The organism is Pseudarthrobacter sp. S3 (assembly GCF_050156905.1).
Taxonomy (GTDB): Bacteria; Actinomycetota; Actinomycetes; order Actinomycetales; family Micrococcaceae; genus Arthrobacter.
This window is the reverse complement of sequence record NZ_CP189583.1, coordinates 2336846-2348154: the sequence shown is the minus strand read 5'-3', so window position 1 is coordinate 2348154 and position 11309 is coordinate 2336846. Positions and strand designations below refer to the sequence as shown.

Annotated in this window: 11 protein-coding genes and 2 pseudogenes; 6 read left to right on the top strand and 7 right to left on the bottom strand. The window is 65.2% G+C overall.

The window, feature by feature from the left end; genetic code table 11:
* Window positions 1-18: 18 nt before the first annotated feature.
* Together ACQCSV_RS11240 and ACQCSV_RS11235 are read right to left on the bottom strand one after the other, a co-directional pair.
* On the bottom strand, window positions 19-534 hold the full coding sequence (locus tag ACQCSV_RS11240) for an alpha/beta hydrolase-fold protein (RefSeq protein WP_426938419.1): 516 nt from the start codon (window positions 532-534) through the stop codon (window positions 19-21).
* An 837-nt stretch (window positions 535-1371) separates the two neighbouring features.
* The gene (locus ACQCSV_RS11235; protein ID WP_426938418.1) at window positions 1372-1749 is read right to left on the bottom strand and encodes a hypothetical protein; all 378 of its coding nucleotides are present in this window, start codon (window positions 1747-1749) and stop codon (window positions 1372-1374) included.
* 177 nt (window positions 1750-1926) lie between these two features.
* On the opposite strand from ACQCSV_RS11235, the gene ACQCSV_RS11230 reads away from it, so the two are divergent.
* Together ACQCSV_RS11230 and ACQCSV_RS11225 are read left to right on the top strand one after the other, a co-directional pair.
* Window positions 1927-3384, top strand: a complete 1458-nt coding sequence (locus ACQCSV_RS11230; RefSeq protein WP_354154809.1) for an ATP-binding protein — start codon at window positions 1927-1929, stop codon at window positions 3382-3384.
* 138 nt (window positions 3385-3522) lie between these two features.
* The gene (locus ACQCSV_RS11225) at window positions 3523-3813 is read left to right on the top strand and encodes a hypothetical protein (protein ID WP_354154808.1); all 291 of its coding nucleotides are present in this window, start codon (window positions 3523-3525) and stop codon (window positions 3811-3813) included.
* An 81-nt stretch (window positions 3814-3894) separates the two neighbouring features.
* Here ACQCSV_RS11225 and ACQCSV_RS11220 read toward each other — a convergent pair whose 3' ends face one another.
* Window positions 3895-4578: a response regulator transcription factor gene (locus ACQCSV_RS11220; protein ID WP_354154807.1), complete on the bottom strand. Its 684-nt coding sequence runs from the start codon at window positions 4576-4578 to the stop codon at window positions 3895-3897.
* 154 nt (window positions 4579-4732) lie between these two features.
* On the opposite strand from ACQCSV_RS11220, the gene ACQCSV_RS11215 reads away from it, so the two are divergent.
* On the top strand, window positions 4733-4894 hold the full coding sequence (locus tag ACQCSV_RS11215) for a hypothetical protein (protein ID WP_354154806.1): 162 nt from the start codon (window positions 4733-4735) through the stop codon (window positions 4892-4894).
* Between the two features lie 610 nt (window positions 4895-5504).
* Here the strand turns inward: ACQCSV_RS11215 and ACQCSV_RS11210 are convergent.
* The 3 genes and pseudogenes from ACQCSV_RS11210 to ACQCSV_RS11200 form a co-directional block, all read right to left on the bottom strand.
* Window positions 5505-5606: pseudogene (locus ACQCSV_RS11210) on the bottom strand (four-helix bundle copper-binding protein); the annotation flags it as partial.
* Window positions 5607-6421: 815 nt separating this feature from the next.
* Window positions 6422-7792, bottom strand: a complete 1371-nt coding sequence (locus ACQCSV_RS11205; RefSeq protein ID WP_354154805.1) for a DUF2254 domain-containing protein — start codon at window positions 7790-7792, stop codon at window positions 6422-6424.
* Window positions 7793-8338: 546 nt separating this feature from the next.
* Window positions 8339-8675: pseudogene (locus ACQCSV_RS11200) on the bottom strand (Na+/H+ antiporter NhaA); the annotation flags it as partial.
* A gap of 100 nt (window positions 8676-8775) precedes the next feature.
* Here ACQCSV_RS11200 and ACQCSV_RS11195 point away from each other — a divergent pair.
* The 3 genes from ACQCSV_RS11195 to ACQCSV_RS11185 are packed head-to-tail and all read left to right on the top strand — an operon-like array spanning window position 8776 to window position 10955.
* Window positions 8776-9546, top strand: coding sequence for a CHRD domain-containing protein (locus tag ACQCSV_RS11195; RefSeq protein ID WP_354155277.1), 771 nt, complete (start codon window positions 8776-8778; stop codon window positions 9544-9546).
* Window positions 9547-9570: 24 nt separating this feature from the next.
* Window positions 9571-10257: a sortase domain-containing protein gene (locus tag ACQCSV_RS11190; protein WP_426938417.1), complete on the top strand. Its 687-nt coding sequence runs from the start codon at window positions 9571-9573 to the stop codon at window positions 10255-10257.
* A gap of 44 nt (window positions 10258-10301) precedes the next feature.
* A complete protein-coding gene (locus tag ACQCSV_RS11185) occupies window positions 10302-10955 on the top strand; it encodes a hypothetical protein (RefSeq protein WP_354154802.1) in 654 nt (217 codons plus the stop codon).
* Between the two features lie 109 nt (window positions 10956-11064).
* Here ACQCSV_RS11185 and ACQCSV_RS11180 read toward each other — a convergent pair whose 3' ends face one another.
* Window positions 11065-11307 carry a hypothetical protein gene (locus tag ACQCSV_RS11180; protein WP_426938416.1) on the bottom strand — a complete coding sequence of 81 codons (243 nt, stop codon included), beginning with the start codon at window positions 11305-11307 and terminating at the stop codon, window positions 11065-11067.
* Window positions 11308-11309: the final 2 nt, after the last annotated feature.

The window sequence follows — 11309 nt, the reverse complement described above, 5'->3', positions numbered from 1 at the left end:
ACCCTTCGGATTCCGACATCAGGGGTACAGCCCCAGGGCGGGCGCGAGCCAGTCCACGGCCGGAGCCAGGGACTGCCGTGTAACCTCCCAGGAGTGTCCCAGCCCGGGCACCAGGGCCGTCTTGACGTCAAAGCCGGCTTTAGCTGCTGCGTCAGCGATCCGGGCCTGGTAGCCGGCGAACGTGCCGTCCTGCGCCCCGGCGGCGAGGTAGATCCTGCTGTGGGTGTAGTGCCGGGTGGCCAGGACTTTCAGGGGCGCGACCGCGTCGAAGGCGGCGGTGTCTGAGCCGAACGCCTGTGCGATGGTCGCGGCCCGGTCGGGGCCCAGTGCCGGTTCCGCTTCGCCGCTGACGTCGATTACTGAGGGGTGTATGTCGGAGTGCAGGGACGCCATTTGCAGGGCGCAGGTCCCGCCAAAAGAGAAACCGCCGATCGCCCACCGGACAGGGTCAGGATCCACTCTCAGGGTGGCTTTGATCCAGGCGGGGACATCGGTGGAGAGGTACTTGCCGGCCTTGGCGATGCGCGAATCCATGCACATTGTGCTGGCCGTGGCGGAGCCGTTGACATCGGGTATGACTACGACGGGTGCGAGTCCGTTGTGTGCTGCGGGCGGCGAAGCCGGACGCCGTACCCGGAATCTGCGCCGAGTTGATCGTCCCGGCCGCAGGGAGACCCGTCGGCTTCACCCATGTGGCCGCCAACGGGCCCGTATTCGGGCCGGGTCCTGACGGGTCCGCGGTCCGGGGCACCAGCCGGGAGCCTGACGGAAGCGACTGGATCGCTGCGGTATTGGCTCCGGTCAGCTCACCGAGGGGCCGGTAGGTGCCGAAGCAGGCATTTACTTCCAACGCGGCGCCCAGAATCAGTACCGCCATGGCCACCGGTGCAGTAATTTTGCGCCGCCAGCCGGTTCCCGCCATGTTCAGACCCGCCAACAGGAGAGCCAGGAACGCGACACCGATCCACCCGGTCACGGGCCAGGGCAGTGCCTGGGCTGATACTGCGGCCACATGGACCAAGTACCAGCTTGTCCCCAGAGCCAGCAGGGCCGCGGCGGAGACCGCCGAGGCTATCTTCATCCACCAACTCCGCCCGCGGCGGAGCAGGAGGAGCAGCGCCGCCGCCCCTGCCGCGGACCCGACACTGACCGGAACGACCCCGGTGAGCAGATCCAACCCGGAAAGAGTGTTCATACCGTAGTCCTTCGAACTGCCGGTGCTCCCGGACGCCGGGAGTTAATACCGGACGCTGGTGTTGTTGCCCAGGCGCCGGAAGACCCGCGAAGCGGGGTGCTTCGCGGGTCCCGGTACACCGGCTGTGCTGTGCTCTCGGCCGGTCCGTTCCTCAAGGCCGCCTGCGCGGGTCGGTGCTACGGGGAACCGGGGGCGTCCCCGGGATCGGTGTGGTCACCGGTCTGCTCAATGTTCGGACCGGAATCACCGGGCGCCTCCGGTGCGTCTGCCGCTTCGGTGCCCTCGACAGCACCCGGAGCATCGGCCGTGTCGCCCGGGGTGGGCGTGTCGACGGCACCTGGTGTGTCAGCCGTATCGCCCGGGGTGGGCGTGTCGACGGCACCTGGTGTGTCAGCCGTATCGCCCGCGCTGGGCGTGTCCGCTGTCACGGATTGGGTGGTGGTCGGCGCCGGTGTTGCAGCGTTTGCGGCCCCAAGGCCCAGCCCGGCCATGCCGAGGACTCCTGCACTGACGATGACGATTTTGGTGTTGGTTTTCAGGTCTTTGACGTTCATGTCCGGCTCCTTTCGTGGCGGGCTCTTGGGTCCGCCGGTGCCTCCCGGTGCGGGTGGCGATGGTTCAAGTGTGGCCCGTGGCGCCTGAGAGGAGACTTAGCGTGCTTGAGGTCCGGCTGAGACGGGACCCGGGGGAGGGGTTTGTTTTCTGCCCTGCGCCGGGCCCATCCTTGGAACATGGATGCTGCTCAGGGTTTGGCGCGCCGGCGCAGTGCGCGTTGGGGTGTGCGCAAGCGCGCGACCGCGACCGCGGTGCTGGTCGTCGCGGCAGCACTGGCCGTGGGCGGGATCGTCCTGCTCGCCTTGCTCCAGAGCTCCCTCGTGGCGTCAACGGAAACGACGGCGCGGCAGCAAAGCTTCGACGTCATCGCACAGATCTCCGGACAGGACGTCGCCGAGGCCGGCCAATACATTGCCTCGACCGCCCATACCGGTCAATACGTGCAAATTCTCGCACCGGGAGGTTCAGTATTTGCCTCATCGATACCTGCAGCTGCCGCGGCCCCATTGACTTCCCTTCGCCCCGGGGCCGGACAGACCCTGACCCAGGACGTGACCGGATTGGACAGCCTCCATGACAACGACGATTTCCTGATCGTGGCGACCGGCGTCGATGTCGGGGACCGGCTCTACACGGTGGTCGTCGCCGCGACCGTCCAGGTCCAGGCTGACACCGTTTCCACAGTGGCCTGGTTCATCCTCGGGGCCACCCCGTTGCTGCTGGTGGTCGTCGGTATTTCCGTCTGGGTCCTGGTCGGGCGGTCGCTGCGGCAAGTGGAACTGATCCGTGGTCAGGTCGCAGGGATCAGCGCACGGAGCCTGGACGGGCGCGTGGACGTGCCGCCCACCGCCGATGAGATCCAGTCCCTGGCCGAGACGATGAACATGATGCTGGGCAGGCTGCAGGCCTCAGACCAGGAACAACGCCGCTTCGTCTCGGACGCCAGCCACGAACTGCGAAGCCCGCTTGCGACACTCAGCGCCGGAGTGGAGATCGCCGCCGCTGACGATTCCGGCGCGACGTGGGAACAGATGAAAACCGTTTTAGCGGGGGAAACAGCCCGGATGCGTTACCTGGTGGAGGATTTGCTGACCCTGGCCAAAACCAACGACGGCGGTCTCCGGCTCGAGAGCACGGACGTGGATCTGGATGATGTCCTGAACGAGGAGATCCGCCGGCTGCGTTCCACCAGCACCCGCGTTATCGAGGTCAGCCTCGAACCCGTCAGGGTATCCGGGGACCCGCGGCGTCTGGGCCAGGTCGTGCGCAACGTCCTGGACAACGCGGACCGGCACGCCGCATCCCGGATCAGCATTCGGCTGCGCAACACCAATGACGGGGCGCTCATTAGCATCGACAACGATGGATTGCCGGTGCCGGCGGCTGAACGGGAGCGGATTTTCGAACGTTTTGTCCGGCTGGATCAAAGCCGGTCCCGTGAAAGCGGCGGGAGCGGTCTGGGCCTGGCAATCGCGGCCGGAATTATGGCAGCTCACCACGGCTGGATCCGCACCGGTGAAACCCCCGGCGGGGGCTGCCGATTCGAGCTGGGCTTTCCTCCGGCTCCCGCCACCGCCCGCCAACCAGAGGGGCCGGACCTGGCAGTGGACCCGCGGCTCGCCGAAGCTCCATGAAGGCGCTGTGACCGGCTTCGCAAGGATTCGAAAGCCCGGGCACGGGCCAGTTGCGGCTTCATCGGGTTATGTGGGAGCGGCCTTGGAGCGCGGGACGTCACAGCGGTTCCTCAATTCCAGTGCGGAAGTGTTCTCCGTATGAACCTTCGCAGCGCAACCAGCACCGGATTGGCGATCATCGTCGCGCTGACCCTTGGCATGGGTTCGGCTTCCGCCGCGGAACACGGTAAAACGACGGGAACTGCCGCCAACGCCGCCCGGGCCGCGGGTCCGGACGCGCCGGACCGAGGTCAGGGCGGCCCGGATATGGTTATCCTCACCGGGTACCCCCAAGAAGTCCACACTGACGAGCGAATGATCGAAGAGGAACTCGAATTCGGGGAAGCCGCTCCGCACACGTTATGGCGGTCCCACACCGGCAGCGCTTAGAGCCCCGGCCGGCCAGGCCCGCCCCCCACCACGTGCCGCTCGTTGCACCGGAGCAGGAGAGCCGGGCGCGGACATCACTTTTTATCCGGTTGGCCGGTCAGCGGTCAGCATGTATCCCATTCCCCGGACGGTGGTCAGGGTCTGCAGACCGAAGGGGCTATCGATCTTGCGCCGCAGATACCCGATGTAAACTTCCACGACGTTGTCGCCGCCTTCGAACGCCGGGTCCCAGACGTTGTCGAGAATCTGGGATTTCGACACGACCTGGTCATGGCTGCGCATCAGGTAGTGCAGCAGGCCATACTCCCGGGCTGTCAATTCAATGAGGGAATCGCCCCGGCGGACGTTGCGGCTGCCGGGGTTCAGTGCCAGCGTCCCCAGGGTGAGGGTGACGGGCCGTTCCGGGGCGCCACGGCGGATCAGGGCACGGATCCTGGCGACGAGCACGAGGAAACTGAAGGGTTTTGTTAGGTAGTCATCGGCTCCCAGATCGAATGCGTCCGTCTGGTCGTATTCCCCGTCCTTTGCCGTGAGCATCAGAACAGGGGTCCAGATCAGCCGCTCCCGGAGTTCCTTGAGAACGTCGTACCCGTTTTTGAGCGGAAGCATCAGATCAAGCAGGATCACGTCGTACGGGTTCTCCGTAGCAGCCCACAGGCCGCTGACCCCGTCATGGGTAATGTCGACCACGAAGCCCTCATTAGTGAGTCCGCGCCGGACCGTCTCGGCCAGCATTTTTTCGTCCTCGACCAGCAGCACCCGCATGCCCGGCCCCCTTTCGTTGGTACTTGCAGTATCCCGGACGCCCGTTGAGCGGAACCTGAGAAGCGGCGGAGCGGCTCTCAGTTTTTTCTCAGGGCAGGTGCCGCAAACTGGTGGCACCCCGGCGCATCAGCGCTCATACCGTCAGGACTGCACCATGGATTCCTCCCCCGCCCGCCGGACCACGATCTTTCCGGGGCTGCAGTCCTGGTGGTGGGTCACCGTGGCCGCGTCCTTATTCGCCACCACGGCCGCGGCGGGGATGGCGGCGAAGTCCTTCGGACCACTGGCCCCGGAGCTGGGCCTGGACATCTCCTGAGCCATGGGAGGAACAGTGCGTTGATTGCGGTCAGTGAGGCCATTCATTACGGTCTTGGACCGGCCGGTGCCCTGGCGCTGGTGATAATGATCTGCGGGGCCAGGCCGAGCTGGCGGGCAACGAACGGGCCCATAATGCCTGCCCCGATAACCACCGCCTTCATGTCCTGCCTCCAATGATCAGATATGGCGGGCTGAAGAGGGCCGACCCCAAGCGCAGGAGCACCGCCAACACCTGCCGGATAATTCCTGACTCCTTCCCCGCAGGCGGTCCCGCGCGAACGTCTCACCACCAGCGTCCGGACAGGAGCCTCCTGCAACTATGACCGCTGAACACCGGCCCGGTCAGTCCCGCCGTTGATTGAATCTAAACCCGCACGCGCACCTGTACGTCAGCAGGCCGCCGTCATTCCTTCCTGGGGACGCGACAGGCAGGCCCAGGTCGACGGGTACCGGCTGCATGGGCTCACCGCAGTGGATGTGTGTGGTCAGCATCCGGCGCAGTTGCGGATCCTCTGAGAGCCAGTCACGCGCTGCGTTGCTTGGCTGTGCCTTCTGCCGGGCACCACGATCCGCCCGGGAAATCTGTGAATGTGTCATTATTGCGCCCCTCAGCCCAACGAGGTGAGGAGATCAGCGCACGCCTGCTCGCAGCGGCGACAGGTTTCGACGCACACCTCGCAGTGGCGGTGCATCGACGCATGCTGCCCGCATTAATGCTTCCGAGGTCCTCTGGTTGGGCGTCCAGCATGGACTGTGCATGTGTCATTGGTTTCTCTTTCGGGATCTGAACAGCGGGTCGTGACAAAGTGGAACGGCGAACCGTTTCTACGTCCTGCCGATGGAAAGCTTGACCACGGTCAGCGCCGGCAAAGCCGGTTCCGAAGGCACAACGCTACAAAGAATTCCGCCACCAGGCTCCTGGTGGGTCAAGGGCGGCAGGTCCACTGCGCCCATCCCTCAACGGTGCCGGTTCGCTCCGGGGAGCCAGACGCCGTTCACAGCATTCCTGATCCAGAGCCTCAGGCTCCACGGACGGGTTGGCCTCGTGGACGACGCTGACGGGCTGGGATGCCGATGCCGAAGGGCCGGCATGGCTGGCTGCGGTGTCCGGCGGCATTGCTTCAACGTCTCTTTTCTCGACTGACTGGAAGGAACTGTGACCTGGGACGAGGTCGTACCGGCTGCCGTGAGTGTAGGAGGCTGCCCCCGCGAGGAGGAGGGCCAGAAGGAACCATGCGAATACGCCCCGCACCGGGACCGGGCAGCGCAGCATTCCTCTTGAAGACCAACTCAGCGCGGCCATTCCCACTTCCTGGTGGACACCATCTGTCCAGGCTAACCTCCGGCCACAGTTCAAACCATCACACGTGCATTACTTTTGGCGTCGGTTTGGAAGGCCACGATGCGGTACGCGCCTGGCCACCAGGCAAGAGGCTGCGACGAGTATGGTCGCCGCCTTGGCAACCTCAAGCGCAGGTCACAAGCCCCGGCCGGGCACTGACTGTCCCGTTCCGGGCAGGGAATCTCACGGGCTCGCCGGGTTGCCGGGGTGCAGGTTCTTTGGCTGCATGCGGTCTATGGAGTCGGCCTGCTCCAGCAGGCTCCGCCGTTCTGCCGGCGAATAGTCAGCGGCACCGATGGCGTTGCGCATCCGGCCCAGATGCTCTCGGATATCCACCCGGTATTTGTCCTTCCGGTCGCACCAGGTGAGCTCCTCAAGCAGGCCCAGGAGCCGGCCTGCAACGGCCGGATCTGCCGCTCCGTATTGCCGGGGCTGGTTCATCGCCATGTTGAGAAGGTCTTCGAGTTCCGGAAGCGAAACCACAACCCTCACCCGCCCGCCGTCGTCCCTGAGCTGCTCAGGGCCAGGGTTTCGCTCCGCCAGCCGGCACAGGAGTACGGAGAGGTGCCCGATGACGTGCACTGCGGTGGTGGGATCGTTGATGCCTGGGGAGAGTGCACGGGCAGCGACGTCGACCAGCTGGCGGAATCCGAATCCGACGTCCTGGACGTTGGTGCGTTCAAACCCGGTGGCCACAGCGGCGTTGACCTCCTCAATCAGCCTTTCTCTGGCTGAAGTGGTGAGCGTTGCTCCCGGTTGAACGGCCCAGACGGTGGCGAAGGGAACACCGGCCACCAGGGAACTGCCCGGTTCCCGGTCTATCCGTATCACTGCCCCCGCATCTTCCGCGGCCCGCTTCAGTGCGCCCTTGTCAACGGAGGTCAGGAATCCGGAACTGGTGGAGTTGATGAGGATCTTCCCCTCTGCCGGGACCGGATCCGGTCCCGGCGCCGGCAGGGGGCGGTCCTCCGGGAAGACGCGGTTGATGGTCTCCTGGGTTTCCACGTTGACCCTGCGCATCATGGTTTCCACCCGGATCTCCCTGGTGAGATGCGCCAAGAAGAGCACCAGCCCGATAACACTGCCTATGGCGAGAACGAACGCGACAGTGACGGAAATTTCCGGGACGAACGGGCTGGTTCCGCTGCCTTCGCCGCGGACGCTTCGAAGGACAGTCAACGCGAAAGCGAAGGCAGCCAGGAAGAGGGCCAGCGTCCCGTGGACGAAACGGTCCGAGGTAAAAGTCCGCAGCAGCCGCGGGGAAAATTGGCTGCTGGCCAGCTGCAGCGTGACCACGGTGAGCGAAAACGTCAGGGACGTCACCGTGATCAGGGAACCCGAGATCGCCTGCAGCACTGACCGGGCCGCCTCCGGCCCTCCACTGAAGAGCAAAACAGTGACACTTTCTGGCAGCTTGCCGTCAACTGCAGCATCCAGGGCAGGCACCGCCGTCCCGAGAACCACAGCCAGCGCAACCGCCAACACCGGAAGCGGCCAAAGCTGTGTCCGCAATGCATCCATCCACTGCGCGCCACGCCCAGTCATCGGGAACATGCCGCCAGCCTTACAGGTGCATCAGTCATTGTCTACACTCCCATCAGAGGATCAGATCCGGAGAGTCCTTTTCCTCGTCATCCGTCCCCTGGGCGCTGGATCCAAGCTCGCCGAACCGGAAATACTACGCGTACTGTCCACTACGTCCCGTTGTACGGAAGATGCAGCCAAAACCCGCCTATGGCGTACGAGTACCCATGCAACAGCACTGTCGCCTTCGGATCAACTTTGGCCACAATCCTGCTCAGTTCCGACGTCGCCGTCTTTGAAGGGTCGGCGGCGCATGCCCAGCTGCGTAGAAACCGCCTCAGCGGGTCCGAGGTGCTGCAGGCCACGGCACCGCTGGTACGCTCCCGAAGCGGCGCTACGTGCCAAATGTTTCCAACCAGCGCAGCAGCGATTTCTCGCCGCGAAGCTTCCTGCGGTGTGTTCCGGCCGGGACCGTCCACGTACGCGCGTCGGGTCAGGTCACGGGTGGCGGTCTTCCTGGTAAACGTCCGGGATGCCGTCTCGGTCTATAGCGATGCCTTCTTCGGCCTGCACAGCACGGTACTGCCGGATCCGCCCAACCAGCAGTGCCGCCGCCAGGAGGGCCGGCAGCAGTGGCCCGGCCTGGATATCGGAGGCGTAGAACACCGCGATGATGCTGATGGCCAGAAGGTCATCGACCACGGCCAAAGTCAGCAGGCAGATCCGCAGCGCACTGGGCAGGTGCGACCCGATGATCGCCAGCACAGCAACGGCGAAAGCAATGTCGGTTGCCGTGGATCGCCCAGCCCTGCAGGGTCTCAGGACTGGCCAGACCGATCAGCGCATAAATAACGGCGGGAACTGCTACACCGCCGACAGCCGCTGCGATGGGCAGCACGGATTTACTGAACTGCAATATCCGCGCCCATCCAGTCCGCGAGTTGTTCCGAAGTACAGGTATCCCCGTCCGGGGGCACCAACATCACACTCGCGTGTATGAGGAGATCTTTTCAATGAATAAGACACTTCGCTTTATGGCCGTCCCCACGCTGGCTTTGGCCGCACTGGCCCTTTCCAGTGCCCCCGCGATGGCAGCGGATCAGTCCTACCAGTCGACCCTGGGCCAGATTAACGGCAGCACAGGCTCGGGCACCGTCACTGTTGACGTTACGGGCAATCAGGCTCACGTTGTCCTGAATGTTTCGGGCCTGGCCTCGACTTTTATGGACGCGCCGTACCCGCACGTCCAGCACATCCACGGCGGAGCCAAGGGCACCTGTCCGGCACCGTCGGCCGATAAGGACGGCGACAAGGTCATTTCCACCACCGAAGGTGCCCCGTTCTACGGCGGAATCCTCACCACGCTCTCCACCAGCGGGGACACCAGCCCGGCAGCGGGCTTGGACCTTAAGGTCGCCGGGCAGGGTGCCTCCTACACCATTGACCGCACGTTCGAGGTGAACGCCGAAACCAAGGCCGCCCTGAAAGCCGGTACCGCCGTTGTTGTGGTCCACGGCCTTGACCCCGCCACCCTCAGCGCAGCCGGCCAGGCCGCCAAGTCAGACCTCGCGCCGACCCTGCCGCTGGCCGCGACGTCCCCCGCACTGTGCGGTACCTTGACGGCCGGGCAGATGAAGATGCCTGCGGGCGGTGCTGACACCGGCGTCAGCCAGGAGACAGGGAACGACGCCGGAGCCCTCGCCCTCGGCGGTGGCCTGGTCCTGGTCGCTCTCGCCGGTGGAGCGTACGCTGTGCGCCGCCGCAACGCCAACGCAGCAGCCTAAGCCCGGGCTGAGCGGATCACTACTGTGAGAACCAAGAACCACGGCCGCCGCGGGGGCTTCCTGGCCCCCGCGGCGGCCGGGGTTCTGCTCCTGCTGGCCCTGACCGGCTGCGCCGCCGGAACAGCGGGAACTCCCGACGCCGGCGCGGTGCCTTCGGCCTCTGCCTCCTCTTCGGTGCCGCCCAGCCCGCCCTCGGCCCCACCCGCCGTGCCGTCACCGGCTGCACCGGCGGCGGCCCAACAGCTTCCGGTGTTGGGTGCTTCAGCTCCGGTCACCCTGAGCATTGCCTCGATCGGGGTCCGGACCGACCTGCTCCACCTGGGCCTGCGGGAGAACGGCTCCCTGGAAGTCCCGCAGGACACCGGCAACGGCGCACCAGCGAGCTGGTACAACGGCTCACCAACCCCAGGCGAACGCGGGCCCTCCGTGATGCTGGGCCACGTCAACGCGCTCGGCGGCAACCAGGGTGTTTTCGCGGACCTCCGCAAACTCACACCCGGTACCGAGATCAACGTCTCCCGAACCGACGGCAGTACGGCCGTGTTCACCGTTGACCGCGGAGCCCTCTACAGCAAAAACGAGTTCCCCACCCTCGAGGTCTACGGCAACACCCCGGGAGCCGAACTCCGCCTGATCACCTGCGACGGCTACGACCCCGCCACCGGGCTCTTCGACGACAACTACGTCATCTACGCCAAACTCAAAGCCTGAAACGGACCTCTCCTGCGGAGCGGGAACAGGCAAGGACGGACAACATGACACACCGACACCACACACTGGCCGCCTTGGCCATCGCCTCTCTGCTGCTCTCCGGCTGCGCTACTGCGGCGGGATCGGTGGACGCGGTGTCCGCCCCGCCGTCGGACGTTTCAGCGCCGGCCTCAACGGGACCTACGCCGAGCGCAGGACATTCGGGCAGCAACGCCAGCGGACACCATGGCGGCGCCGCGGCAACGCCCGGCGCAACTCCGGCCGGACCCAGCGACGCCGCCCAGATGGTGTGCGGGGACCAGCCGATGGACAGGCTCACCTCCATCCTTGACCTGAAGGAGGACCCGCACACCGTCAACCACTGGGCGGACAGCACCTTCACCTGCACCTACCACCTGCAGGAAGGTGCGCTGGATATTTCCGTCCAGGAAGCCGGAGACCCCGTAACCGCAAGGAAATATTTCGACGCGATGCAGGCCCTCGCAAAGGACGCGACCCCCATCAAAGGCCTGGCAAACCTGGGCTTCCCGGCCTTTGAAACCGCTGATGGTTCGGCCGTGTTCCAGAAAGACAGCTTCGTCCTGCACGTCGATGCCTCGGACCTGCCGAACACTGTGGGCCCGGAAAGCATCAGCCGAAACGCCTTGGCCTACCAGCTCTCCACCACCATCCTCGCCTGCTGGGTAGAGCACCCCTGACATAACGCATCCTTTGTTGCTGTCCGTATCACTCATCGTGGTGGAAACAGTCATGCATCAGGATGAAAATGTTGAGTCCGTTGGATCCAAGCAGGAAGACGCTGCCACCTCAGCCCGGGGAACGCCGTTGTCTCACGACTGCGGCAACCAGAATTAGTGCGGCGGCGGCGGCGCCCAGTCCCAGCCGGGCCACCAGTTGGCCGTATGGTTCGGCGCCGGTGAAATACATCATTGCCAGTACGGGGGCGATGGCGGTGAACTCGCAGCGCCGGCTGAGCACCACGAACGGCAGGAGCAGCAAGGCGTACCAGGGGTAGCTGGGCGAGACGAGCAGCAGCGTCCCGCCGAGCATGA

What these genes read in the sequence shown, in the direction of transcription:
- ACQCSV_RS11240 (WP_426938419.1), bottom strand. Translation starts at nt 534, where the DNA reads ATGGATTCGCGCATCGCCAAGGCCGGCAAGTACCTCTCCACCGATGTC.
- ACQCSV_RS11235 (WP_426938418.1), bottom strand. Translation starts at nt 1,749, where the DNA reads ATGAACGTCAAAGACCTGAAAACCAACACCAAAATCGTCATCGTCAGT.
- ACQCSV_RS11230 (WP_354154809.1), top strand. Translation starts at nt 1,927, where the DNA reads ATGGATGCTGCTCAGGGTTTGGCGCGCCGGCGCAGTGCGCGTTGGGGT.
- ACQCSV_RS11225 (WP_354154808.1), top strand. Translation starts at nt 3,523, where the DNA reads ATGAACCTTCGCAGCGCAACCAGCACCGGATTGGCGATCATCGTCGCG.
- ACQCSV_RS11220 (WP_354154807.1), bottom strand. Translation starts at nt 4,578, where the DNA reads ATGCGGGTGCTGCTGGTCGAGGACGAAAAAATGCTGGCCGAGACGGTC.
- ACQCSV_RS11215 (WP_354154806.1), top strand. Translation starts at nt 4,733, where the DNA reads ATGGATTCCTCCCCCGCCCGCCGGACCACGATCTTTCCGGGGCTGCAG.
- ACQCSV_RS11205 (WP_354154805.1), bottom strand. Translation starts at nt 7,792, where the DNA reads ATGTTCCCGATGACTGGGCGTGGCGCGCAGTGGATGGATGCATTGCGG.
- ACQCSV_RS11195 (WP_354155277.1), top strand. Translation starts at nt 8,776, where the DNA reads ATGAATAAGACACTTCGCTTTATGGCCGTCCCCACGCTGGCTTTGGCC.
- ACQCSV_RS11185 (WP_354154802.1), top strand. Translation starts at nt 10,302, where the DNA reads ATGACACACCGACACCACACACTGGCCGCCTTGGCCATCGCCTCTCTG.
- ACQCSV_RS11180 (WP_426938416.1), bottom strand. Translation starts at nt 11,307, where the DNA reads ATGCTCGGCGGGACGCTGCTGCTCGTCTCGCCCAGCTACCCCTGGTAC.